Genomic DNA, 25,914 nt, shown 5'->3' with positions numbered 1-25,914 from the left:
CGAAGGCGGGAATCCAGAAGTGCGCCCTGAGACGCAGTGATGGCAGGGCCCGAGGCCAGCGCGACCGACCGCGCCTCGGTGCACCTTCCGTCGGTCACAACCTCCATGCCCTGGCCCGCGTCCGCCGACATACAGACACCGAACGCAAACCGTGGACCCGAGTGCCGCGCCGGGATATGATCACCTTGTCGAGACCTAGGCGGCATGCATCTTCCCTCCTTCGTCCCTCGTAACACCTCGGTGGCCTGCGGTACGTCCCACTCGCACGGCGCACGCGTTCTGGAAGCGGGTACGCTTCGGCACGCGTAACCGGTTCGATGTCGCGGTTCGCGCAGTCGCGAGACCGACGTACCGGAACGGGTCGCAGGCTGAAGGGTAGGCAGACACGCACAAGCGTAGGGGGTACGTGAATGAGAGTTTTGCTCGGTAGTAGGCTCGGCATCGTGGCCGCTGCCATCTTCATGCTGTTTGCGCTCCTCGGCTATGGCCAGGACAAGGTAACGCTGGCCGTCAAGGCCGACGAAGGGCGCGAGGCACGCTATTCCACCAAGATGACCATCGAGCTGGAGGTCGCTGGGCAGAAGCTCAGCATCGAAAGCACGCAGGTCCAGAAAGTCAAGTTCACCAAGGTCGCTCCGAACGGCGAGATCACCATGGAACGCACGGTCGAGTCCCGCGAGATCAAGATGATGGGCCAGACCATGCCGGACGAAGACAGGGATGACGAAGCGGACACCGTCATTGTCCGCCCGAACGGCACACTGGTGAGCTATAAGGCTGCCAAGGACGAAGGCGAAGAGGCCAAGTTCGCCGTTCGGCTCTTCGCCGCAGGCAACCCGGTCTTCCCGGATAAACCGGTGGGTGTAGGCGACAAGTGGACGCACGAGTTCAAGGCGGACGCTGCCACCGGTCAAGAAGCTGCGATTGCGGAGTTCGAGGTGCTGGGATTCGAGACCGTGCAGGGAGTGGAAACGGTCAAGATCAAAATGGTGTATCGCGAGACGTCCAGCTCTCCTGCCATCACTGCCACTAACACGTTTTGGGTCGAGAAGTCGTCGGGCGATGCCGTGGTAGGAGAGTTCGAGGCACAGAACATCCGCTTCGGGGACGCCCCCGAAGGTGCACTTGCCACCGTGAAGGGCCGCACGGAGCGGACGAGCGGAAGCCCGCTCGCGGCCGACGAAGGCAAGACCACCTCGGAGCCCAAGAAGGAAAAGAACATAGACGAGACCGTAAAGGACTATGAGAAGCTGGACGGTCTCTTCCCCCTGTACCGCAAGCGCGAGGCGGGGCGAACCACGCTGTATATGGAAATTCGCGAGGACCAGCTAGACAAGCTGGTGATGCTGCAGGCCACTGCGAGCACGGGAACTGCTGACCAGGTGGTTGCAGGCGACCCGATCAACGACCTGATCTTCAAGTTCGTCCGCATGGACGAAGACCGCATCGTGCTGCTTACGCCGAACATCGCCTTTCGAGCGGATGAGAGTTCTCCCATTGCGAAAGCTGTCAAGCGCTCGTTTGCCGATGCATATCTCGAGGCGTACAAGATCGAGGCCAAGCAGGAAGACCGAAAGAGCGTGCTGATCAACGTCAGCGACCTATTCCGAGGTGACATCGCAGGCATCAGCCAGCTCTTTTCCGGCGGTGGATTGTCCATACCGGGTCTCGGCGGTGGCGGTGGCGGGTACTCGATGGATCGTGACAAGACGTACATCGCTACGCTGAAGAACTTCCCGGACAACCTGTACGTGGAAACCATGTACCACTTCACCAGGAGTGGTAGTGGTGGGGGCGGACTTGCTTCGCTGCTCTCCAGCTCCACCTTGGCCGATCCACGCAGCATCCCGTTCAAGGTGAACTACAACCTGTTCATGCTGCCGGACAGCGGCTACGTGCCGCGGCTCTTCGACCCGCGCGTCGGTTACTTCTACACCAGCTATCAGGATTTCACCAAGGATCGACAGCTGGACCAGCAGGTAAACCTCATCTTCCGGTGGCGGCTGGAGAAGCAGGACCCGGGCGCGCCGCTATCGCCCCCGAAGAAGCCCATCGAGTTCTGGTTGGACAATGCCATCCCGCTCGAGTATCGCGACGCGGTGCGTGACGGCATTCTCTCATGGAACCGGGCCTTCGAGAAGGCAGGCTTCAAGGACGCTATCGTCGTGCACCAGATGCCGGACGACGCGGACCGTGACCACGCGGACATGCGATACAACACGATCCGGTGGGTGGCTTCGCCAGATGCAGGATACGCAGTTGCTCTGTTCCGTGTGAACCCTATCACGGGAGAGATCCTCAACGCGAACATCACCGTGGATGCGAACATGACACGGTTCATGAACGTGGAGCGTGAGCGCATCGTCGAGCCTGCGAACTACTTCGAGGACAACCATGGCGACCACCTCGATGCCCATGGACCCTTCCGGTGCAGCATGGGTCAGCAGATGATGAAGCAGGCCCGCTTCGGCTTGATGGCTCTCAACATGCTGTCGCTGTTCAACCCTGCTGTAGACGAGCAGGAGTACATCAAGGCGGTCATCGCCTCCACCGTGTGCCACGAGATGGGTCACATCCTGGGTCTACGCCATAACTTCGCAGGCAGCACCGAGCTGACCCTGGAGCAGTTGAAGGATGCGGGTACGGTGTCACGGTACGGCACGTCGGCCTCCATCATGGACTACATCCCGTTCAACGTCTCCGCGCTAAAGCAGCCGAATACCCCATACTGGCACTGGTGGCCCGGTACCTATGACGAGTGGGCTATCGTCTACGGATACACGGACTTCGGCGCGAAGACGCCGGAGGCAGAAAAGCCGCAGTTGCAGCGTATCGCCTCGCAGTGCAATGCACCCGGACACGCGTACCAGTCGGACGAAGCAGCGGACAACATTGACCCCAGAGTCGGCAGGTTCGATCTGGGCAAGGAGCCGCTCGACTACTACGCTCGCATGATGCAGGTGTCCCGCTACATGCTCTTCAATCTGGACAAGCGCTCGCCGAAGAAGGGTCAGAGCTTCTATGAGTTTACTCGCGACTTCAGCTTCCTGCTAGGTACTTATGCGCAGGCAGCGGCGGGAGCATCTCGCTACATCGGCGGGTTGTCTCGAAACAACAACTTCCGCGGCGACCCGGGCGAGCAGCCGACCATCGCGCCGGTGCCGGGAGCCTTGCAGAAGCAGGCATTGGATCTGCTGAACACCTATGTGTTCGCTGAGAACGCATTCGCCTTTCCCAAGCATTACTACACTCGCTTCGCGCCGAATCCGAACGCCGACCTCCTCAGCTCGTTCATGAGCGGTTCGGACGACTACCCGATTCGCGACCGCTTCGCGAGTATCCAGAGCTCTGCGCTACGCCGGATCTTCGGCACGAACACGCTGCGCCGCATCGCTAACACAGAGTTCAAAGTGGGTGGTGGCTCGGATGTGCTGACGATGGCGACCCTGTTCCAAAGCGTGACCGCGAAGGTATGGTCGGAGTTAGGCTCCGGCAGCGAGATCGCGCCTCTACGACGGCAGCTGCAGCGCACTCACCTCGACATACTGCTCGACCTGTTCCTGGACAGCGGGGGCACGGCGCCTCCGGACGCCAGGCTTCTGGCGGGTCACCACCTTCGCGCTCTGCGTGAGCGTATCTCGGCAGCCGAGAAGACCGCGAAGGGCGAATACGCACCGATCCACCTAGCAGAGTGTCGTATGCGCATTGACCGCGCATTGAACGCTCAGCAGGTGATTGGTCTTCCCGCACCGTCTCGCACCCCGAGCCTGCTGGAGCAGCTGCTGGGCGGTAGCTCCTCCGACAGGCGGTAGTACCCGGTAGGATCGTTATGCCCCACCACTCGCGGTGGTGGGGCATAACTGCAACCGTTACCCCTCGGGCGATGTCCGCCATTACTTGCACGGGGCTGACCAGAACAGTGACAAGGAACGCTGAGCCGGTTCGTCATGCTGAGCCTGTCGAAGCATGCGTCCGGGAGCCGCGCACGTGACATCTGAACGTGACAAGGTGCGGCATGCGGTTGCATGCGTCGGCGGCCTCAGCATGACAGTAGAATGTCGTTGCTCGGATGATGAACCAGGCATGTGAACCCTCGCCTCGGTCCTCTGCCTTGGGAAGGGAGAGGGAGGGAGCTAGTTTGCCACGATGTTGACCAGTCTGCCGGGGACGACGATCACTTTGCGAACGGTGACGCCGGCTAGGTGGGGTGTCACCTTGGGATGACCGAGCGCGAGCTGCTCGAGGTCTGAGTTCGATGCCGATGCAGGCGCCGAGAGCGTCGCGCGCAGCTTACCGTTCACTTGCACGGCGATGGTCACCTCGTCCGCGGCTGCCACGGCCTCATCATAGACAGGCAGTTGGTCGAGAAAGAGAAAGCCCGTAAAGCCATACCGCTCCCACAGCTCGTCCGCGATGTGTGGTGCGATGGGTGAGAGCAGGCGCATGAAGGCCTCCACCGCCTCGCTGAGCGCAACTCGGTGCTGTCTCTCTGGGGTGCCCACCTGAACGAAGTCTGCGATGGCGTTCAGCCACTCCATCATCGCCGCGACTGCCGTGTTGAACCGAAAGTCCCGGATATCGTCGCACACGCGCTTGATGGTAGTGTGTGTCTTCCGTCGCAACTCTCTGGAGCGATCGTCGAACTCGTCTCCCAGCAGATCACGCCACTCACGGATGAAGAGCGGGCGAGCCTGCCAGAACAGCCGCCAGACCCGGCCGAGGAACCTGTTAGCACCGACGATCCCTTCGGTGGACCACTGCACGTTCATGTCGAACGGGGCGACGAACAGCTCGTAGACACGCAAGGCGTCTGCGCCGTACTCGTCTACGACTTCCTCCGGAGTCACCACGTTGCCTTTCGACTTAGACATCTTCTCCCACTTCCAGATCACCTGATCGGAGGGAAGCCTCTCGGCCTCGGGGCGCGAGATCAAGATGCCTTCTTCGCCCACTCGCAGGCGCTCGCCCTCGCGCGGACGGCGATAAGGGGTCTGCGCGAGAACCATGCCTTGATTGACGAGTCGCTCGAAAGGCTCCTGGAACGGCACCAGACCTGCGTCGTAGAACACCTTGGTCCAGAATCGCGCATACAGCAGGTGCATGACGGCGTGTTCGGCGCCACCCACGTAACAATCCACGGGGAGCCAGTAAGCTACCTTTTCGGGGTCCCACGCTCTTTCCTGATTGTGTGGATCCGCGAACCGCAGGAAATACCAACTGGAGCAGGCGAAACCACCCATGGTGTCCGTTTCCCTCTTCGCACCCCTTCCGCATCGAGGACAGGACGTGTCCACGAACTCCGGAATCGCTGCCAGTGGGGACTCGCCAGTTCCCGAGGGCTCGTAGTTCTCGACATCGGGTAGTAGCACGGGCAGCTGCTCGTCTGGCACGGCCACCTCGCCGCAAGAAGTGCAGTGAACGATGGGGATAGGCGCACCCCAATAACGCTGGCGAGAGATCAACCAGTCCCGAAGGCGATAGTTCACCTTTCGCTCGCCCAAACCGCGCGACTCGAACCACTCTGCCAATCGCTCCTTGCCTTCGTCCGATGGTAGCCCGGTGAAGTCCCCGGAGTTCACCATCACTCCATCGGCAGGCTCGGCCTCTGTGATAGGATCATTCGGGTTCTTGCCCGGCGGGCAGATGACACGTCGTATCTCCAGCCCATACTTTCGTGCGAAGTCGAAATCCCTTTCGTCATGTCCCGGCACCGCCATGATCGCACCCGTGCCGTAGCCCATTAGCACGTAGTCCGCCACCCAGATGGGAACGTGCTCCCCATTGACGGGGTTGATTGCATAGGCGCCGGTGAACACTCCGGTGCGTTCGCGCTCCGCTGCCATGCGGTCCATCTCGCTTACATGCTGTGCCTGTCGCACGTACTCCTCGACCGCCGCCCGACACTCGGGCGCTGTCACCTCGGCAACCAATGGGTGCTCCGGTGCAAACACACAGAAGGTAACACCGAAGATCGTGTCAATGCGTGTGGTAAAGGCGCGGAACGACTTACCCGTGCCTGCCACCTCCATCTGGAACTCCACGCCCTCGCTGCGCCCGATCCAGTTGCGTTGCATCATCTTGATGCCTTCTGGCCAATCGAGGTCGTCGAGGTCATATAGCAGGCGGTCCGCGTAGTCGGTTATCTTGAAGAACCACTGCGGTAACTGCTTCTTCTCTGCAGGCGAGCCACAGCGCCAGCACAAGCCGCCTTGGACCTCTTCGTTCGCTAACACCGTGCGGCAGGAGGGGCACCAGTTTGCCGGAGCGAACGAGCGATACGCGAGGCCGCGTCGAAAGAGCACGTTGAAGCACCACTGCGTCCACCTGTAATAGCTCGGGTCGCTGGAATTGATTTCGCGCGACCAGTCGTAGCCGATGCCGATCAGCTTCATCTGCCGCTTGTAGGTGGCGATGTACTGCGGAACGGTCTTTTTCGGGTGGCTCCGCTTCTGAATGGCTTCGTTTTCGGCAGGTAGGCCGAAGGCATCCCAACCCATGGGGTGCAGTACGTTGTGGCCTGCCATTCGCATCAGACGGCAGTACACGTCGGTCGGGATGTAGTTCCGACAGTGCCCCACAGAGATTCCCGCCCCGCTGGGGTAGGGAAAGAAGTCGAGACCGTATGCCTTCGGCTTGCCAGGATCTTCCGTGGTTCGGAAGATATCGGCATCTTCCCACCGGGACTGCCACTTCGGTTCGATGCTCTTCGGGTCGTATCGTTCGTCTGCTTCGGCCATTCCGTCTCCTCGGGCTCGATTGCCCCTTAAGTATGATGCCCCGCTGCTCGGACGGGCTAGAGGCGTCCTACGACGCTCGTGCCGTATCCAGGAGAAGGCATGGCTGGCCACGAATCACCGAAGAGCCATGACGGTATCGAGAATTTCTGCTGGGCTACTGCTTCTCGCTCTCGCTTACCTTCCCGTGTCGGGGCAGGATGCCATGCGCGAGGCCTACGAGCGGGCCGAGCGGTTCGCCTCGCCCGAGATGGGCAGGCTGGTTCGCGGGGCCTCCGTGCAGCCGCACTGGCTCGGCGACGGGCCGCGCTTCTGGTATCTCAACCAGTTCGGCGACGAGCGCGAGTTCATATTGGTGGACCCGGAGAAGGGCGAACGCAAGCCCGCCTTCGACCACGCGCGGCTGGCTGCGGCTCTGAGCGAAGCCACGGGCACCAAGCACGACCCGAAGAGGCTCCCCTTCTCCTCCATCATTCTGGAGCGCTACGCCGAGGAATACGGCACCGAGGTGACGTTCCGGGCAGGTTCGCAGTGGTGGAAGTGCCACCTCGGTTCCTATGCGTGCAGGGCCGTAGAGGCGCCTCGCAGCACGCCCGCGCGGGAGCAGCCACCGCGTCGAGGCGCGCTCCAGCCGAGGCGACCCGACGTGTCCCCGGACGGGAAGATGCGGGTGGAGGTGCGCGAGCACAACCTCTATCTGCGCGAGCTGCCCGACGGCCCGGAGACACCGCTGACCACCGACGGCGTGGCCGAGAACCGCTACGGAGAGGTTCGCTGGTCACCAGACTCGAGATACGTGGTAGCGCTTCGCACCCAACCTGGAGAGATCCTGCCCATGTACGCTGTCGAGTCCACACCGCCCGACTCGTTCCGCCCCAAGCTGCGCCAATACGGCTACGCGCTGCCGGGCGACAAGCTGGACGTGCACGAGATGTGGGTGTTCGACGCGCAAACAAAGAAAGGCGTGAGGGTGGACACCGACCCGATCGATTCAGGTGGCATGCCGGTGCTGCGATGGAAGGCTGACGGGAAGCGCTTCACCTACGAGCAGCCGTATCGGGCATTCCGCCGCGAGCGCGTGGTAGAAGTGGATGCGAGCACGGGCAAAGCACGTGCCATCATAGACGAGACCACCAATACCTTCGTATACCCACCGGTACGATTTATCCACTACCTGGACGCCACCAACGAGATTCTGTGGACGTCACAGAGGGACGGGTGGAACCACATCTACTTGTTCGATGCCGAGACCGGTGAGGTGAAGTCGCGCGTCACATCCGGCGAGTGGGTAGTCCGGCGAATCGATAAGGTGGACGAACAGTCAAGGCAGATCCTGTTCGCGGCGAGTGGACGAGAGCCGAACCGGGACCCTTATCTTCTTCACTACTACCGTGTGAACTTCGACGGTACGGGGCTGCTATGCCTGACGCCGGGAAACGGCGATCACACCATACGCTTTTCTCCCGACGGCAAGTACTACATAGATACCTACTCCCGCGTAGACATGCCCCCCATCACGGAGCTGCGCCGAACCTCCGATGGATCCCTGGTGTGCGTGCTGGAGAAAGCGGACGCCTCGGCATTGCTTGCCACCGGATGGCAGATGCCGGAACCGTTCGTAGCGAAGGGACGCGACGGCAAGACCGACATCTGGGGCGTCATATTTCGGCCATCCAACTTCGACCCGACACGCAAATACCCGGTGATCGAGGACATCTATGCGGGACCGCAGAGCTCGTTCGTGCCGAAATCCTTCAGCGCCCAACGTGGGATGCAAGGGTTGGCGGAGCTGGGGTTCATCGTGGTGAAGATTGATGGCATGGGTACGGCGAACCGCTCCAAGGCCTTTCACGACGTAGCCTACAAGAACTTGGGTGACAGCGGCTTCCCGGATCGCATCCTTTGGATGAAGGCGGCCGCTGAGAAGTACCCCTACATGGACCTGACACGTGTCGGTATCTATGGGTCGTCCGCCGGAGGCTATAACGCCGCGCGGGCCCTGATTGCACACCCCGAGTTCTATAAGGTGGCCGTGGCCATGTCCGGCAATCACGATCATAGGACCGACAAGGTGTGGTGGAACGAGCTCTGGATGGGGTACCCGGTCGGTCCGCACTACGCGGAGCAGTCCAACGTGGATCAGGCGGCGAAGCTGCAGGGCAAGCTGTTGTTAGTGCACGGAGAGCTGGACGATAACGTCAACCCTTCGGCTGCCACCATGCGATTCGCGGATGCACTGATCAAGGCGAACAAGGACTTCGACATGCTGATCGTGCCAGGTGCGGGCCATGGCTTCGGACCCTACGTGACACGTCGCATGTGGGACTATTTCACGCGACACCTGTTAGGTGTGGAGCCGCCACACGAGTATGTGATGAAAGGCCCGGCCGACAGCTCGTGCGACATCGTGATACGCAACCTGCTGGACAAACCGGTCACGGTGTATTGGGTGGAGGGCTCGGGGTCGCTGCGAAAGTACCACGACCTCGCGCCCGGGCAAGAGGTGCGTCAACACTCCTACGTGGGGCACGAGTGGGAGGCCCACGTGAACGGTCGCGCCGTCTCCTGGTATACGGTGTCTGCGAGCACGCCCGAGTGGGACATCGCGCCCGGAGGCTAGGGTGGTGTATGCGAGGAAGGTCGCGTTTCCGGTAGGACCGCTGTTGCTGCTATCGAACCGTGACGAACTGACGGGGGTGTACTTCGAAGATCACAGGCGCGGTCCCGTAGCTGCAGCCGAATGGGTGTTCGGATCGGACGTACCGATTCTCCGTCGAGCGGAGGAGCAGCTACGCGCATACTTTGACGGGGTGTTGCGGGAGTTCGATCTGCCGCTCTGCTTAGAAGGTACGGAGTTCCAGCGCGAGGTGTGGCATGAGCTGCTGGATGTCCCCTACGGGACTACCACCACCTACGGTGCGCTGGCGAGGTGCCTGGGCCGGCCGGATGCCGTGCGGGCGGTGGCGGGGGCCATCGCGAGGAATCCCATCTCCATCATCATACCATGCCATAGGGTGGTGGGAACGCGCGGCTGCCTTACCGGGTACGCAGGCGGCACCGACCGTAAGCGGTACCTTCTCGATTTCGAGTTACGTTGCTCCTAGCGCGGCAGCTAGGAGCACACGCGACGGATTGGGCCTTCCGTCGCCCAACACGCCCGCTTTCGAGGGGCCGCTCGTATCACAGCGGCGGGATGACGGTAAGGAAGGCGGGTACCCGCAAGCGGCTAGTAGTCCTCCGGAACGAGTCCGCTAGCCGGAAACCTACTTCGCACGGAGGAGGTACGTCTCACCGGCAATCGTATCGAACTGAATCACGCCTGGCTCGGGCTTGCGGGCGAGGACAGCTTGGCCGTCGCGCGTTACCACTACTTGCTGCCCTACCCTCACGTTCGCCACCCCACCTCTCGACGAGCGGATGGTGGCTTCCACCAGCTTCCCGTCCGCCCAGCGTGCGGACACCTCGAAGCCACCGCGCGCCCGCAGCCCGGAGAACGACCCGGTAGACCAAGCAGAGGGCAGGGCGGGTAGCAAGTGAATCTCTCCGAGGTGGCTTTGAAGCAGCATCTCGGCTATTCCCGCGGTAGCTCCGAGGTTGCCATCAATCTGGAAGGGCGGGTGGCAGCAGAATAGGTTGGGATAGGTGCCTCCGCGTGGGGGCGTGACAAGGGAGTCCTCGGACAGCGTGAGTGCTTTTCGGATCAGCGTATAAGCGTGCTCGCCATCGAGGAGCCTGGCCCACAGATTAATCTTCCATGCCATGGACCAGCCTGGCCCTTCGTCACCCCTCATATTCAGTGATTGCCTCGCGGCGTTCGCGAGATCCGGTGTCTTGTGGGGAGAGATGGTCACTCCTGGGCATACGCCCCACATGTGCGAGACGTGCCGGTGTTTGTCGTTCGGGTCGTCCAGGTCCTCGAGCCACTCCTGCAACTGACCGTGTTTGCCGATCTGCATAGGTGGTAGCTTCGCTCGCGCGGCCAGGAGCTTGTCTCGGAACTCGGCATCGGTCTCGAGAATGGTCGCTGCCTGGGCACACTGTGCGAGGAACTCGCTCAGGATCTGGGTGTCCACCGCCGGGCCTGCACAGATGCCCACGGGCTTCACGTAGGTACCATCGGGGTTCCACTTCCAGGCCTTGTCGCCCCCCGGACCGTTCTCCGGCGAGCTACTGGGGCACGTAACGAGCCACCCATACTTCGGATGCTCTATCAACGTGTCCAGGAAGAACTGCGCCGCCCCTTTCATGACCGGATACACCGTGGCCAGGAAGGCCTCGTCGCCCGAGAACTGGTAGCGCTCCCATAGGTGTGTGCAAAGCCATGCCGCCCCAGTGTGCCACGCGGCCCAGTACGCTCCGTGGATCGGTGCCGTCGCACGCCACAGGTCGGTGTTATGCCCCAGGACCCAGCCCGAAGCACCCCAGTTGCGCTTAGCGGTCTCCGCCCCCGCGATCGATAGGTCGCGGATCAGGTCGAATAGCGGCTCATGACACTCTGACAGGTTACATACCTCGGCCGGCCAATAGTTCATCTCGGCGTTGATGTTCGTGGTGTACTTGCAGCCCCACGCCGGGTTCATGTCCTCGTTCCACAAACCCTGCAGGTTGGCCGGCTGATCGCCGGGCCGAGACGACGAGATGAGTAGGTAACGGCCGAACTGGAAGTAGAGCGCCGGCAGTGCGGGGTCACGACCTTCGGCAAACGCGGCGAACCTCTCGTTGGTAGGCAGCGCCGAGTGGGTCGTTTCGCCCAGATCGAGTGTGACACGGCGAAAGAGCGTCCGGTGCGCGGCCACATGTTCCTCGCGGATGCGGTCATAGGAGCGAGAACCGGCCTCGGCCAGCGTGTCACGGTTCTTTGTCGAGGGGTCGCTCCCCCACTCCCGGAAAGTGCCGAAGTTGGTGGCGGCGGTAACCAGTAGCGTCACCGAATCGGCATTTCGCACTCGCAGCGTGTCGTGTTCCGATGTACGGACGAGCGACATGCCGCCACCATCGCTCTTGCTCACCAAGCGAGCTTCATAGACGACGCCCCCTGCCTCCGCGTACGATGCCGTTTTGCCGGACAAGATAATCGTGTCAGGCTTCTCGCTACTTATACGAAACTCAGCGTCGGTTGCATACTTCGTGTTGGTGCGACCGCGCAACGTTGCATCCACGGACACGGCACCAGGCTTGTCCGCTGTTATGCGCACTACCAGCACCTGATCCACCGGCGAGCAGAGGTACTCACGGCGGTAGCTGGTTTCCCCGACTCGATAGGTGACGGTGGCGATAGCAGTGTCTAGATCCAGCTCACGGCGGTAGTCGGTTACGGTGTCGTGCCCCGGAAACCATAGTTCGAGATCGCCGAGAGGCTGGTAGGATGCCATCTCCCAGGTTTTCGACATCATCTCCTTTTCGAAGAGTTCTTCGGCCTCGCGGCCCTTGCCCTCGAACACCAAGCGCCGGATCTCGGGAAGCGTGGCTGCGCCCTTGCCGGCTCCATGAGGGTCGTAGGGGCCCCCGGTCCAGACCGTATCCTCGTTCAAGCGAACCAACTCGTGCGCCGTGCGACCGTACACCATGCCGCCCAGCCGTCCGTTGCCGATGGGCAGGGCTTCGGTGAAGACCGCGGCGGGCGTGCGGTACCAGAGCAGGGTGGAAGCGGGATGCGGCTCGTCTCCCTGCGTGATGTGGCCGATGGTCGAGGCCATGGCAATCAATCCCCCTGTGGCGAGGAATGTACAGAGCATGTGTGCGGCTCCGATGCGGGCGATGCGAATGGTTTCTCCATTCGCCCGTGGCTTCCTTCTGGCGGCGCCGTTGCGGCTACGGGGGCGCAGCTACCGGTGGCGCGAGAGACCGTGGTTTTCTGGTTGTGGCGTCGCGCCGGTTCCCGAAGCATGCATTGACCGGCCAAATTTCGTCCGAGGGAAGATGGTGGGCGATACTGGATTCGAACCAGTGACTTCTTCGATGTGAACGAAGCGCTCTACCACTGAGCTAATCGCCCGACCTAGAAAGCCCGAATGGTGCGCGAGGGGGGACTCGAACCCCCACGAGTCTCCTCACATGCACCTCAAGCATGCGCGTCTACCAGTTCCGCCACCCGCGCGGGCAATCACGAAGTGTATCCGAAAAGCCATCTGGTGTCAAGCGCCGGGGACGGCAAACCATTCGCCGTTCGGAGGCCGGGCTGCTGGCGATGCGGATGTGCAGGCACCCGCATTCGTGGTTCCGGCGTCCTCGCCGGTCCGAGCCCATCGCCGAGACGGCGAAGCCACGTTCGCGCAGCCGACCCCGACGCCCCGGCCCAGAGCAACTCCATGGAGAGTCAGCCAAGAGACACCGCAGAACGGGCGCGTCGGGTGAACCAGAGCGCTCCTCGACCGTATACAGGAGGGTAGGGTGAAACCCGGCGCCGTGCCCCACAGGTGCGCGGCAGCGCGATCCGTCGGTCGGGCGAGTGTTCGACCGCCATCGTATTCCCCCGTTTCTGGGGGCGCGGCGCCACGAAGAAGCGGAGGAGTGAAGATGACCCGAAGACTGATCGTTGCCGCCGCGGTCCTGGCCATGGCCTTGGCCGTGACCGCCCCCGGCCTCGCCCAGGCTAAGAAAGCACCCGGCCCGAAGCCGCCGGACGGAATGGCCCAGCGGAAGTTCGACGCGGACACGTGGTTGCAGATGCTTACCAAGCATCTCGACCTCACCGCGAAGCAGCAGACCGCCATCAAGCCAATCCTCGCCAAGAGCATCGCCGACATGAAGAAGGTCGGGGCGAACACCAACCTTCAGCCGGATGCCAAGCGCACGCAGATGCAGAACATCCGCCAGAACACCAACGCCGCCATTCGCAAGCATCTCACTGCAGAACAGCAGAAGAAGTTCGATCAGATGGGTATGCGACTCAGGGAGCGCGCCGGAGGTGTGGGGAAGGCCCCAGGCAACAAGCCATCCGGTAAGCCGACCGGCAAGGGGGCCTAAGCCTGCAGCCGTGACCTCCAGGCCGGCCTCGTAACGTTTCTCACCACGCTGTCCTGTCCTTCGACGCCGCAGCACGTGCTGCGGCGTCGCGTTCTTTGGCAGGCCCCCGCAGGTAGGGTAGCATCGGGCCAACCGATGACGGAAGGACCGGTGCCTGCAATGTCGCCTTCTCGGCCACTCTCGTTCTGTGCTGCGGTGCTCGCGCTCGCCGCCTCTGCTCCCGCTGACGTTCGACTGCCCAAGCTGTTCACGGACGGAATGGTGTTGCAACGGGATGCCCAGTTCCCCGTGTGGGGATGGGCCGACAAGGGCGAAAGAGTCGTTGTCGAGATAGGAAGCTCGAGGCGTACGACCACAGCGGACTCAGCGGGGCGCTGGGTTCTCACCATGCCACCCCTTGCGGCGTCCACGAAACCTCTGACATTGGTCGTGCAGGGTAGAAACCGCGTCGAGGTGGGCGACGTGCTCATCGGCGAGGTGTGGGTGTGCTCGGGCCAGTCGAACATGGAGTGGCCGGTGTCGGCTTCGGAGAACGCCGAGAAGGAAGTTGCCGAAGCAAACGACCCGCGAATCCGCATGTTCACGGTGGTCCGTGCCAGCTCACCCATCCCCGCTACCGACTGCGATGGGCGATGGCAAGCTGCTGGCCCCGAGACTGTCGGCCGGTTCTCCGCAGTCGGCTACTTCTTCGCGCGGGAGCTACGCAGAGCGCTCGGGGTGCCGGTCGGGATGATTAACGCGTCGTGGGGCGGCACGCCTGCAGAAGCATGGACTCCACTGCGCGAAATCGAGCGCGGCTCGGAGTTAGGGCCCCTGCTCGCTCGACTGGACGACAGTGGAGTTCATCCCGCGGCCAAGCCGAGTTACCTCTTCAACGGCATGATAGCCCCGCTGATCCCCTATCGCATTCGAGGAGTCATCTGGTATCAGGGCGAGTCGAACGTAGGCCGCGCGTGGCAGTACCGCACTCTGTTCCCTACCATGGTCCAAGGCTGGCGAAAAGCTTGGGGTCGCGGGGATTTCCCGTTCTACTACGTGCAGATAGCGCCCTATCGCTACAATGCGCCGGAGGCATGCGCGGAGCTTCGAGAGGCCCAGGCCCATGCGCTGCGCTTACGCAACACCGGTATGGTTGTCACCATGGACATCGGTGACGTGAACGACATCCACCCACGCAACAAGCAGGAGGTGGGGCGCCGGCTCGCATTGTGGGCCCTAGCGAAAGACTACGGCAAGAACGTCACATTCAGCGGACCGCTGTTCGAGAAGATGACAGTAGTAGGCCATGAAGCACGTATCAGTTTTCGCTATGCTGAGAAGGGACTCGCCACGTCGGACGGAAAGGCGCCTAGCGACTTTCAGATTGCTGGAGCCGACCGCAAGTTCGTGCCTGCGCACGCACGTATTGATGGTAGCCAGGTGGTGGTGTGGGCCGACGGTATCGAGCACCCTGTGGCAGTGCGCTATGCATGGAGCGACTTAGCGAATCCCAATCTGGTCAATGGCAATGGCCTGCCCGCCTCGCCGTTTCGCACCGACGACTGGCCCGCAGTCACGCGAGACGCCAAATAGGAGCCCGCAGTGTCCACGGCGCTTGGTGGCTGCGTCATGGGGGTTGGCGGTATGACGTAGCTCCCAACCGTCGGAGGCATAGGGTCAAGCTCTACGCAGCGTGATTGTCTGTACCTCGGGAGGGCAGAGGAAGCGGAAGTGGATGAATCCGGTGCCGACACCGCGCGACACGTACACGTGCGGCGCACGCGGATAGCCCAGCGCGCGGCGCACCTGGTCAGGGTAGAAGTGCCCCTCCGACCAACGCCACTCGAAGAGGCTGTGCGCCAGCAGCCCACCGACACCGGGAACGCGAACCTGCCCGCCGTGGGTGTGTCCGCACAGCACGAGGTCCACCTCGCCCACTATCGGATCCATCAACACCTGCGGCGCGTGGGCCAACAGCAACCGAAACCCGCTCGGGCAGTCTCTCAGGGCTGCCGAAAGGTCCGCCCGCCCCGTGTGTGGGTCGTCTACTCCTAACAAGGCGATCGCATCGCCCGACCGTATGAGCTGCAACCACTCGTTGCCTAGCATTCGCAAGCCGGCCGCTTCCATCTCCGGCACCGCCCGGGCGGTGTCCACCCACCGCTTGTGCTCCGCGTTGCCAAGCACGCCGAAGGCGCCGTACGTCACGTTAGCGGCCTGCACCAGCCGCGCGATGTTGTCGACCGCAGCGTTGGTGTTCACGATGTCGCCGCCGAAGAGCAGCAGGTCTGCCGGTTCTGCCAGGATGCGCGCGATCCGCGACTCCATGCTCGTCCAGCGGTTGCAGTGCAAGTCGGTGACGAGGTGGATGCGTGCGCCGTCCCAACCCTCGGGAATCCCACGGAGCCGAATGGAAAACCTCCGATGGAAAAGCATCGCGGGCTCTACCAAGCTGGCGTAGCCGAGCAGCCCGGCGAGAATGAACGTCCCGATCACTTTCGCGCCACCAACACGAGACTCACTCCCCACGGCAGATCGGTGCGGCGAAGGAGTCGGTTCTCCCAACGCATTAGCGCAAGCAGCACCCGGTTCGGCCAGTCGCCGAGCCACCACAGCCCCGTCCGCGACTTCCTACCCAGTATACGGCCTACCAGCCGAGCGATGGCGACGAGGGGAAAGAGGAAGAAGACAGCGTACGAGAGCCGCACGATCTCCAACCCCGACCGCTCCACGAGCGATCTGAGCCGGGCACGCCGGTACCGACGGAAATGATGAAGTGCGACGTCGTGCCCGCTCCATAGCAGGGGGTAGGCGGGTGTGCTGAGCACCAGTGTTCCGTTAGGCGACAGCACGCGCGCAATCTCTTTCAGAGCGTCTTCGTCATCCGACACGTGCTCTAGGACGTCCAGAGCGACCACGCACTCGACCGAGCCCGTGCGGAAAGGCAGGCGCTGCAGGTCCCCGAGCGCAAGAGCGCTCAGTCCCCTCTGCCTGCAGAAAGTCAGTGCCCGCTCGCTCAGGTCACAGGCGAAAACCGTACCGTGCGCCGAGAGATCACGCGCAGTAGCACCCGCCCCGCAGCCCACGTCCAGGATGCGTGCGTGTCGCGGCACGTGCATCCGCACGAACCCCACGCCGAGCTCGCGGCGAGCCACGAACCACCAGTAGCGGTCTTCCATGCGGAAGAGCCGCTCGTACTCTTCAGCGTTCATTGGGCTGAACGACGTAGCGGGCCGAGCCACGAGTGCGAAGCTTCAACAAGTCCCACGTCATCCGCATGCCGTCACGCAGCAGGTTGACTTTGGAGCCGGCCTGGTGCCTCCACACGATCGGCACCTCGGCGATCTCGTACTTCAGCAGTCTGGCTACGTACAGCGCCTCGATATCGAAGGAGAAACCATCGTAGGTGCAGCGCGAGAACACGTCCTTCGCTGCCTCGTGCGTGAACAACTTGAAACCGCATTGCGTGTCGTGAATGCCGGGCACACCCAGAAGCTGCACGAAGCGGTTGAAGGCCCGCCCCAGCCACTCGCGATAGAAGGGTTGGCGCACCTCCAGCCGGCTTTCTCGCAAGGGGCGAGACCCAATCGCGACGTCGGCTCCGTTCGCCATGGCTGCCTCCAGCTTCTCCAGCTCTTCGATGGGGGTTGCCAGGTCAGCGTCGGAGAGCAGCATCCGGTCCCCCTCGCAACTCAGCATGCCGTGACGCACGGCGTAGCCCTTGCCGCGGTTCGGGGTATAGGCCAGCAGGTCGAAACGGGGGTGGCTTTCTGCGAACGTCTGGACGATGTGCTCGGTACCGTCCGTGCTCCCGTCGCTCACCACGGTCACGCGATAGGATGCCCCGCGTCCGTCCAGGTACTCCGCCACGCGGCGCAGCGTGCCCTCGATGCGCGCCTCCTCGTTGTACGCGGGGATGATCACGGCCAGGCTGGGTCTGGGGCAGCTCAAACCAAGTTCACCTCGCGACCCAGTGTACTCCACAGGTCCGCGTCTGGTCAGTCCCGGAGCGGGACGCCGCGAGCGTCGTTGTCCACGGTGTTGAACGCCAGCATCATGAGGCCGTCGATGAACGACCACAGGTGCCCCGGCACGCAGAACGGCAGGCACGTGCACGGGATGTAGTAGTACAAGGGAACGCTCACGACGGTGACCACGAGTTGGAGGAAGCCGATGAGAAAGTAACCGAGGTACAGCCGCCCCGCACCGGGCAGGAACATGTTCAGCACCCCGGCGGCCACGCGGCTCCTGCCCGTGGGCACCGAATACTCGACCGGTTCGTACGAGCCCGCCCTAACGTTCTGCGCGTCCGGGGCCGCCGGCGACGGGAACGGAGCCTGAGCCGACGTGCCGGGCGGAGGAGAAGGAGGTGTGAAGTGCGAGAACATCGCTGCCACCTCCGGGATGCTTCCGGCAGGCAACCACTCGGCCATCCCCGGCTTCCACATGAGCGTCTGGCGAGTGATGATGTTCCCCTCTACCAGGTTTCTTACCTGAATCTCGCCTATCGGCCCGATCTGGCCCTGACCGCTGATGTAGTACCACGAAGCCACCGCAACCACCCGACCTTAGAATCGTCAACAATAATACAGGGAGACCGCGCCTCGGATTGTTCGGCGCGTAGGGAATCCCGCGGGAACCCCAACCGTATTCGAGTCGTGACCGGTCACAATAGCGTTAACCGTCAACGGAGGTCGCCACGGTAATGTTTCGTACAACGTACCTCTTATTCCTGCTCGGCACGGCGGTCGTCGCCTCCCAGGCCCAAACGAACTGGCAGAACCCCAAGACGATGCGTCTGGTGGTCACCGAAAAGGGCGATCTGGTGACCGAGAAGCAGATCACCGTCTACCGCAAGGGCGCGCAGATGCGTATCGAGGGCACCTTCCCAGTCGGCGGCGCACTGGCCAAGACTCCGCACGTCCGTCTCATATCCGGCGAAGGCTCGTTCCTGTACGTCCCGAGTCTGAATGCTGCGCTTGCCGAACCTGGCGTGTCGGCGTCCGATCGAATCGAGGTCGCCTTCCCGGCGAACGTGAAGAAGGCGCTGTTCTCTGCCCCCGCATCCCTGCTTCAGAAGGAGCTTCAGCGACCGGCCAAGTTCGAAGGCGAAGATACGGTCGTTGGCCGAAAGTGTTACGTTCTCACTACCACCGACCCTCGGAGTAACGTTCACCAGGAGAAGCAGTGGATTGACCAAACGTACGGCCTCGTCCTTCGATACCACCGCATCGAAGCGGGCAAGGTCGTCTACTCGCGAGAAGTAACAGAGGCCACCTTCAACGAGCCGATGGAAGACACGCTGTTCGGTCTGCCGGAAGGGACTACGTTGGTCCAGGGCGGCGTGTCGGCCACGGCGCTCGAGAGGGTTCGAAGCCTAGGCGACAGCACGCAGTACGAAGCAGAACTCGCAGCCGTGATGGAGAAGTTCAGCAAGACGCTGAACCTGGGTTGGGTCGCGACGGTCACCCCGCCCGAGAAGTTCCGCCACGCATCCACCGTTCACCGCACGATGCGTTCTGTTGGAGGCAACGAGCCCCAGGTCATCCGGCCTTTCTCGGGTAGCACGCAGGGAGGTCCCCCACCACCCGGTATGCAGCGCATCTGGGTGGACCCGGAGGGCAACCGCGTTTCCGTGAGCATCGTGGACGACGGAGCAGGCATGGATTCGCCGCCCGGAGTGCCTCGCGACCGCGCCGTGATCGTTCAGGCCCGAGTGACCACCGCTGGTGGAGAGCCGGATATCCAGGTGATGGAAGGCCCGCCGCCGCCCGACCGAGAGCGTTTGGAGGCGAACCTGACGCCGGAATTGCGACAGCGACTTCAGGAGTTGCGCGAAGCCCGGCGCGCGGCCCAGCAGCCGAACGAGGGCATGTTCGTCAGCGAGTTTATAGACCCCGACAGCGGGAAGACTCTCGTCTTCGTCCAGTCCAAGGACAACGACCCGACTGCGACGCTCGCTGCTCGCGGACCGCTGGGCAACTCCGAGAAGGTGACCGTGGCGGGGGTCGAGGGGACGCTGTTCACCGGAGGCAAGCCTGGCGGGCGCGTCTCGGTGGTCTGGAAGCAGAACAACACCTGGTTCGGGTTGTCCAGCGTGGGGCTATCCAAGGACGAGTTGCTGCAGATTGCAGGCACGGTGAAGCGCTTCCGCTAGACTCCCGGAGCGTCGGTACCTTCCTCTCATTGCCCCGCCTTCTGCGAGTGGCGAGGGATGTCTGGTAATTAGTTACAGAGACGATGCCATTCCCGACCCTGGGCTCCGGGAATCCGTGTGATGTCACGTGGCTCCACCACACGCCGACGGGTCGGGGCATGGAAATCGCTCATCCTCGGCCGATCCCCCAAACCTACCAGCCCCAACCTGGGAAAAGGGCATAGCCCGAGTGAGCCCCCGTCGTGGCAAGAGCTTCTCGGCGGTTCGATGGGACCGTAATCACTGGCGTTGAAGGTGGGCTCTAGATGCAGGTAATCAAGGCGAAAACCTACATCGGCTACCGGTGTGAGATCATCTCCTCCGACCGAACCGGGGCAGAAATCCGAACCGAAGCCGAGATCCTCGATGTAATCTACATTCCCCTCTACGGTTCGTGCCTGATCACGGACAGCGGCGAGATCATGCTGGATAAGGTCCGGCTAATCCAGCCTCTGGAAGTCGCCGCGGCGTAGGACCGTACGGAAAGCTTTCGGCGCCGGGCGGGCAACCTCTCGAGGTCTGGTCCGCCCGGCGCTCCCTCACTCTTTCTTGAGCGACTCCGCCACGCTCTCCCACTTGCGAACGGTGCGCAGCGATTGCCTGCGTCGGTCCATTGCTTGCTCGACCTTGATGGCCAGCAGCTCGTAGACATCCACCCCGGGGGAATTCTTCTCCACGTAGTCGAAGGCTCCGCGTCTCATGCACTCCACGGCGTTCGCCACGTTGCCATAGGCTGTCAGCACGATCACCTCTGCGAATAGGTCGCGTGCGACGGCAGCGTTCAGCACGTCAATCCCCGAATCCGGCTTCTCCATGGACATGTCGGTGATAATGACGTCATACGGCGGGTCGGCTTCCCGAATCATCAGAATTCCCTGCGCCGCCGAGCTCGCGTCGAACACCTTGACCCCGGAGCGCTCCAGCCGGCGCCGAACCGCCTTGCGTACATCGGGCTCATCGTCGATTACCAGTGCTCTACACATCCTTGGCCTTCCTCTCGGGCGTCTTGCCCACCGGCAGCAGTATGACGAATCGGGCTCCCGTGCCGGGCACTCCATCCTCGTAAAGGCGACCGCCGTGAGCGTCCACGATACCTTTTGCGATGGACAGTCCCAGACCCATCCCTTTGACCCGCGAGGTGCGGAAGGGGTCGAATATGGACAGCTTCATATCCGCGGGGACGCCTGGCCCCTCGTCCTCAAAGACTAGCTTCACATATGGGCGGCCCGGCGTGGACATGCGCGCGGACCGGAAGTCTTGCTCCTCGGCCAGTGCGGTGCTCACGCGGAAGGTGCCACTCTCCTGAAAGTGCAGCGCATTCTCGATGATTTCCGACACCACTCTACGCATTTTGCCCGCATCGCACTGAACCGGCGGCAGATCTTCCTGCAGCGATACCTTCAGTTCGATTGCCGTTCGCTTCGGGAACATCTCGGCCAGCGTTGACCTCACCAGCTCGTTGATATCCGTGGTGTCTAGGGCGAGGTGGGTGGCTTTCACGAAGTCCCGGAATTCGGAAAGGATCTCCTCGAGTCGGTCTAAGTTGGCGCTGAGGCTATTTACGAGATCCCGGATCGCCCCCATATCGGGGTTCGGCTGTTCGATCACGTATCGGAGTTCGTTCAGGTCACCCTGAATCGCAAACGCTCGGTTCCCGATCATGTGCGCACTGCGAGCGGACATCTCGCCCCAAGCCGCCATTCGCTCCGATTGAACGAGGCGACGTACGGCTCGGATACTTCCCAGGCCAGAGCCCAACAGGGCGGCTAGCGCTGCCAGCACCCGCTCGTTGTTTGCAGTGAAGCTGTTGTCAATCCACGGGCTGCCCCTGCGCCGTCGCAGCACCCGCATCACCCCGACCATCCTATCCCTTCCGGGAATTGGCACTGCGAGAAAGGCGCTGATCTCCTCTGCAGGCATTTCCAGGTACTTCCCTCGCCAGTCCGGATGCTCCGTCGGATTGGCCAGCCGGATGGCTGTGCCGGTTTCCGCGACCTTGCCGGTCAGTCCCTCGCCATCGGTGTACATCGCCGTCCCGACCTGACCCTCTAGGTCGCCGCGCGTCGCCCGCAGCACATAGGCCCGCGCCTCCGAACTCCAAACGAAGATGGAACACGCCTCGAACGCCAGCATCTCCGCAGCGATCCGGAGCACTTCGTGCAGCAGCGTCTCCTCGTCGGGGTCCGAGGCGAGCACGTGGCCCATGCTGATAAACGCCTCCTGTCTGCCCCGTTCGACGCCAAGTTGGAGTGCCAATTCGCACAGGGCGGCCAGTGGCTTCAGCAGCGCGATGTGCTGATCGCTGAAGGCGTTTCCCTTGTCGCTCTCGACGTTCAGCACACCGCGGAGCCGATCGTGATTGTCCACAATGGGCAGCGCCAGTTCACTGCGGGTGGAAGACACGAAGCTGCGGTAGTGCGCATCCGCGGTCACATCCCCGCTGTTGTAGGGCTGGCGGGATGCCGCCACATACGCCGTGATGCCCAATCCCCTATCGTCTCCGACGCCGATCTCGACGCTTCGCTTGCTTTCGTCCCAATCGGCTCCCGCACCGCCTTCGATGCGGAGGACGCCAGCGAAGTAGTCCACCACGGCCACCAGAGCGTTGTCTGCGTCGGTCAGCGCGATGGCTGCCTCACTGATCCTGTCCAAGAAGGACCTGATCTCAGGGGAGCCGTCGAGCTCGGTGATTAGTGAGGCGTACTTCTCCGTAGTTTCGTACATGTGTGGGCGGGATTATACCGAGGCGGCGCACATGCCGAGGCGCGGGCTCCCTCCTCGAGGCAGCCCGCGCACCGCAGGAACGGGAGCGGCCGCTCCCATCCGGCCTCAGCGATCGCCAAAGAGGCCGAAGTTCAGACACAGGAGGTTCAAGTCGTAGATGTCAACCGAGCCGGAGCCGTCCATGTCGGATCGCCACAGGACCGTATCCCAGTCGAACATCAACTGGTTGATGTCCCGCAGGTCAATTTGGTTGTCGCCGTTCGCGTCCCCGTTGATGGGATGTGTCGGATTCAGGTCGGTTGTGCCGTCCAGGCGGATAGGCCCGTGGTTGATCTGCAGCCAGTGGCTCGGCTTGGTCATGATGCTATACGTGCCGATGTTGTGGCTCACTACGCTGTAGCGGCCTTGGGCGTCCAGCGTGGTTGTTAGCGTCTCGACCACCGTATCGCCCTCTTTCAGGACTACCTTGAATCCCTTGTTCTTCGGCGAACCGTAGTACTGACCTAGTTCGACCTGTCCTCGGATGGTAGCTGCGATAGTCGCCTCGACGTTGGGTGTCTGTGCCGCGTTCCCGCACTGGTCGAATGCCACGATGCGGATGCGATGCGTGCTACCTGCAGCGATTCCGACGGTGCTCCAGACGTACTCGACGTTCGGGCCATAGCCCTTCTTGACGCGCACGCCGTCAATGTACAGCCACCACTCCCCGGGTCCCATGTAATTGTCGAAGACCTCGCCTTCGATCCACACGTCTCCGCTAACCACCTCGCCCTGTGTGGGCTGAAGGAGTCGTACGGTGGGGGGGACGGTGTCCACACGGAGGAACAACGAGGCGCTTGCCTCGTTGCCCTGCTCGTCCCCTGCCCAGAGGAAGAGAGTGTGTTCGCCATCGTCCAGCCCCAACGCTTTGGGGTCGAAGCCTATGGTGATATACGGCGGCAGCGAGCCATACCACCGCTCATCGTAGATGTAGTGGCCGACTTCGTCCCGCACCGTGATGCGCAATGGCGGCGGGCCCGTGACCTTGAACGTCACATCTTGGAACCAGCGCACGCAGGCACCGTTGGCAGGGTGCACGAACTGGGCGGTGTAGACGGGGTTGTCCGCGAAGGACAGCACGGCCATCAGGAGCAGTGACGCAAAAGCTGCAGATTGGAATCGGTTCACGGTCTTCCTCCCTTGGGTACACGACCCGCCCACGCCGCCATCCTTCGTCGTGAGCGCTCTCCGTCGTCGCCCGTCCGCTGCGTCGATTCGCGCGGAGCCGGTGCAGCGGTTGGGCGACCTGGGAGGAGAAATCCATATCACGGAGCCAGACTCACCGGCATGTCTTCGGTATTCCGATGTGCGAATTGCGGGAGTTGTAGGAACTCCCCTCGGTCCCCGGTGAAGCGACCGGCATCCACCTAAAGTGCTAGGTCGATCGAGCACTGGGAGACACGGACAGGCCTGTCATCCCTAGAGAAAGGATATCTTGTCATCGGACACTACGTCACGCCGCATCCGCAGCAGCTGCAGGTTGTAGCCGTTCACAAACCCGCGAGATGTCCGTATCGTTCGAACATCTGGGTTCGAAAGATCGCTCGCCGCATCTTCCAAAGCCACCTTCGCTAGCACACGACATCCCTGAGAAACACACAAGGAAGCCGCCCCTGCGAGTGGTGAGGAATAAGAAGAGAACGGGGCGAGGGTGGTGGCTAGGGCTCAATTCCGGCGCGGGCGGGGTGCCAGACGGCGGGCGAGTATGCGATGGCGTTGGCATAGGTATCGAAGGTGAGGATGGGTCTCGGATTGTCATAATCTCCCGGCATCGTCACGTGCACTTTGCCGCCCAAACCGCAGAGCCTCCAGTCGGGCGAGAACGCCGGTCTGCGCACCGCCGACGTATGGTAAACGGTCGGTTTGGCTCGACCAGTGGACCATGCCCGGCCGATAGTGACAGATTGCGCCGTCCGTGGCTGCAACGACGAACGGGGGCTCCTCGGTCCCGGAGACGATGTCGCAGATGGGCGGGTAGTCCACAGAACCCACGCCTGAACCACTGAGGGCCTGAGCCTGTCGTGGCTGCCGCGCACGCAAGCCCGGCCAGGCATATCAGTACCCGCATCTTAGTCGCCTTCACCTGCTGCCGCGAGGGTGGGCGCGGCGGCCACATACCTACGATAGGTAGACGGGCAACCGCGGAGTGGGTTACCGACCGGGGTGTGCCCTTACACCGCGCTAACAGACCACCCGATCTGGGCAGGAGGCGGGGCAAGAACGCGGAATCGGAGCCTGGATGCGTCGCAACCTCTTGGCTCTCGTCGGCTCTCAGCAGTTCGGGCTGCTCGTGGTGATCCTGGCGCTCGGAGTGGTGCTCACGCTGTTCGCGGGTACCCACACCAACCGCGTGACCGGGGCGGAGGTGAACAACTTCCTGAATGCCGCGACTCTGATGCAGGTTGCCACCTTTGCCAGCTTCTTTGCGATCATGGCGGTGGGGGTGACCATGGTGATCATCACCGCCGGGATCGATCTGTCCGTCGGTTCCACCTATGCGCTCGCCGGAGTGCTTTCGGCGATGGTGCTCAGGGACCTAGAGCTGACGGGCGGAGCAGCGATCGGCGTCGGGGTCTTAGTGTGCTGCGGGCTCGGCACGCTGTGTGGGCTCCTGAACGGCATCATGATTACCTGGCTCGGCGTGCACCCTTTCATCATCACCTTGGGAACCATGTGGGTGTATCGCGGAATCGCGTTCGTCACTAGCCGGGCGGAAAGCATCCTCGTCCCCAGCTCGCTGACAGACCTGGCGAAGGCGAACCTCGGGCTCGGCAAACAGCTCTATCCCGTGCCGATGTTAGTGATGCTAGCGGTGGCGGTATGCGGCTGGCTGTACCTCACCAAGACGGTCAGCGGCCGACGTGTGTTCGCGGTGGGTGGAAATGTGGAGGCAGCTCGATACTCCGGGGTACGTATCAAGCGGGTACTGATCGCAGTGTATACGATCTCCGGGCTCACGGCAGGCATCGCGGCGTTCATCGCGGCTGGATACTTCGGGGCGGCATCTAGTGCCGACGCGACGGGCTACGAGCTGTATGTGATTGCATCTGCGGTGGTGGGCGGGGCGAGTCTTGCGGGAGGCAAAGGGAGCGCGATCAGCGCTATGTTAGGCGCCCTTCTGATCGCGCTCATGCAGCAATCCATCCGCACGCTGCATTTCGACCAGAAGTACGAGTGGATTATCATCGGCTGCGCGATTATCATCGCGGTCGTGCTTGATCGCGTGAGCGCGCGGCTCGGTTCGAAGCGACTGCTTAAGGCGAAGACTTAGGAGGT

18 protein-coding genes and 2 tRNA genes are annotated in these 25,914 nt (G+C 62.4%); 8 read left to right on the top strand and 12 right to left on the bottom strand.

Features of this window, described 5'->3' with window-relative positions; genetic code table 11:
• Positions 1-410 precede the first annotated feature (410 nt).
• Positions 411-3,812 carry a zinc-dependent metalloprotease gene (locus HRF45_09865; GenBank protein ID MEP0766828.1) on the top strand — a complete coding sequence of 1,134 codons (3,402 nt, stop codon included), beginning with the start codon at positions 411-413 and terminating at the stop codon, positions 3,810-3,812.
• 321 nt (positions 3,813-4,133) lie between these two features.
• Here the strand turns inward: HRF45_09865 and HRF45_09860 are convergent, their stop codons facing one another.
• Entirely contained in the window at positions 4,134-6,737 is a 2,604-nt protein-coding gene (locus HRF45_09860) for a leucine--tRNA ligase (GenBank protein ID MEP0766827.1), read from the bottom strand.
• 127 nt (positions 6,738-6,864) lie between these two features.
• On the opposite strand from HRF45_09860, the gene HRF45_09855 reads away from it, so the two are divergent.
• Both HRF45_09855 and HRF45_09850 read left to right on the top strand, forming a co-directional pair.
• Entirely contained in the window at positions 6,865-9,354 is a 2,490-nt protein-coding gene (locus tag HRF45_09855) for a DPP IV N-terminal domain-containing protein (protein ID MEP0766826.1), read from the top strand.
• A 1-nt stretch (position 9,355) separates the two neighbouring features.
• Positions 9,356-9,838, top strand: a complete 483-nt coding sequence (locus tag HRF45_09850; protein MEP0766825.1) for a methylated-DNA--[protein]-cysteine S-methyltransferase — start codon at positions 9,356-9,358, stop codon at positions 9,836-9,838.
• 159 nt (positions 9,839-9,997) lie between these two features.
• Here HRF45_09850 and HRF45_09845 read toward each other — a convergent pair whose 3' ends face one another.
• The 3 genes from HRF45_09845 to HRF45_09835 all read right to left on the bottom strand — a co-directional run bounded on the left by HRF45_09845 (position 9,998) and on the right by HRF45_09835 (position 12,831).
• On the bottom strand, positions 9,998-12,469 hold the full coding sequence (locus HRF45_09845; GenBank protein ID MEP0766824.1) for a glycoside hydrolase family 95 protein: 2,472 nt from the start codon (positions 12,467-12,469) through the stop codon (positions 9,998-10,000).
• A 185-nt stretch (positions 12,470-12,654) separates the two neighbouring features.
• Positions 12,655-12,729, bottom strand: a tRNA-Val gene (locus HRF45_09840).
• Between the two features lie 17 nt (positions 12,730-12,746).
• Positions 12,747-12,831 (bottom strand) — tRNA-Leu (locus tag HRF45_09835).
• Positions 12,832-13,250: 419 nt separating this feature from the next.
• Here HRF45_09835 and HRF45_09830 point away from each other — a divergent pair.
• A complete protein-coding gene (locus HRF45_09830) occupies positions 13,251-13,700 on the top strand; it encodes a hypothetical protein (GenBank protein MEP0766823.1) in 450 nt (149 codons plus the stop codon).
• 159 nt (positions 13,701-13,859) lie between these two features.
• Positions 13,860-15,272, top strand: a complete 1,413-nt coding sequence (locus HRF45_09825) for a sialate O-acetylesterase (GenBank protein ID MEP0766822.1) — start codon at positions 13,860-13,862, stop codon at positions 15,270-15,272.
• 84 nt (positions 15,273-15,356) lie between these two features.
• Here the strand turns inward: HRF45_09825 and HRF45_09820 are convergent, their stop codons facing one another.
• Genes HRF45_09820 through HRF45_09805 form a run of 4 tightly spaced genes read right to left on the bottom strand, consistent with a single transcriptional unit; the run spans position 15,357 to position 18,232 of the window.
• Positions 15,357-16,175 carry a metallophosphoesterase gene (locus HRF45_09820; protein ID MEP0766821.1) on the bottom strand — a complete coding sequence of 273 codons (819 nt, stop codon included), beginning with the start codon at positions 16,173-16,175 and terminating at the stop codon, positions 15,357-15,359.
• On the bottom strand, positions 16,172-16,891 hold the full coding sequence (locus HRF45_09815) for a class I SAM-dependent methyltransferase (GenBank protein ID MEP0766820.1): 720 nt from the start codon (positions 16,889-16,891) through the stop codon (positions 16,172-16,174). The genes HRF45_09820 and HRF45_09815 overlap by 4 nt, the downstream gene beginning before the upstream one ends.
• A complete protein-coding gene (locus tag HRF45_09810; protein MEP0766819.1) occupies positions 16,881-17,630 on the bottom strand; it encodes a glycosyltransferase family 2 protein in 750 nt (249 codons plus the stop codon). The genes HRF45_09815 and HRF45_09810 overlap by 11 nt, the downstream gene beginning before the upstream one ends.
• 47 nt (positions 17,631-17,677) lie before the next feature.
• Positions 17,678-18,232, bottom strand: a complete 555-nt coding sequence (locus tag HRF45_09805) for a DUF4339 domain-containing protein (protein MEP0766818.1) — start codon at positions 18,230-18,232, stop codon at positions 17,678-17,680.
• A gap of 152 nt (positions 18,233-18,384) precedes the next feature.
• On the opposite strand from HRF45_09805, the gene HRF45_09800 reads away from it, so the two are divergent.
• Positions 18,385-19,836 carry a DUF4367 domain-containing protein gene (locus tag HRF45_09800; GenBank protein ID MEP0766817.1) on the top strand — a complete coding sequence of 484 codons (1,452 nt, stop codon included), beginning with the start codon at positions 18,385-18,387 and terminating at the stop codon, positions 19,834-19,836.
• A gap of 305 nt (positions 19,837-20,141) precedes the next feature.
• Positions 20,142-20,348, top strand: coding sequence for a hypothetical protein (locus tag HRF45_09795; GenBank protein MEP0766816.1), 207 nt, complete (start codon positions 20,142-20,144; stop codon positions 20,346-20,348).
• A 66-nt stretch (positions 20,349-20,414) separates the two neighbouring features.
• Here HRF45_09795 and HRF45_09790 read toward each other — a convergent pair whose 3' ends face one another.
• The 4 genes from HRF45_09790 to HRF45_09775 form a co-directional block, all read right to left on the bottom strand.
• Positions 20,415-20,858, bottom strand: coding sequence for a response regulator (locus tag HRF45_09790; protein MEP0766815.1), 444 nt, complete (start codon positions 20,856-20,858; stop codon positions 20,415-20,417).
• Positions 20,851-22,599 carry a GAF domain-containing protein gene (locus HRF45_09785; protein ID MEP0766814.1) on the bottom strand — a complete coding sequence of 583 codons (1,749 nt, stop codon included), beginning with the start codon at positions 22,597-22,599 and terminating at the stop codon, positions 20,851-20,853. Before HRF45_09785 ends, HRF45_09790 begins: the two co-directional genes overlap by 8 nt.
• Positions 22,600-22,704: 105 nt before the next feature.
• Entirely contained in the window at positions 22,705-23,766 is a 1,062-nt protein-coding gene (locus HRF45_09780; GenBank protein MEP0766813.1) for a hypothetical protein, read from the bottom strand.
• 530 nt (positions 23,767-24,296) lie between these two features.
• Positions 24,297-24,563 carry a hypothetical protein gene (locus HRF45_09775; GenBank protein ID MEP0766812.1) on the bottom strand — a complete coding sequence of 89 codons (267 nt, stop codon included), beginning with the start codon at positions 24,561-24,563 and terminating at the stop codon, positions 24,297-24,299.
• Between the two features lie 314 nt (positions 24,564-24,877).
• On the opposite strand from HRF45_09775, the gene HRF45_09770 reads away from it, so the two are divergent.
• A complete protein-coding gene (locus tag HRF45_09770; protein ID MEP0766811.1) occupies positions 24,878-25,909 on the top strand; it encodes an ABC transporter permease in 1,032 nt (343 codons plus the stop codon).
• Positions 25,910-25,914 lie beyond the last annotated feature (5 nt).

Source organism: Fimbriimonadia bacterium (assembly GCA_039961735.1).
Lineage (GTDB): Bacteria > Armatimonadota > Fimbriimonadia > Fimbriimonadales > JABRVX01 > JABRVX01.
This window is presented reverse-complemented; position numbering and strand designations above follow the sequence as displayed.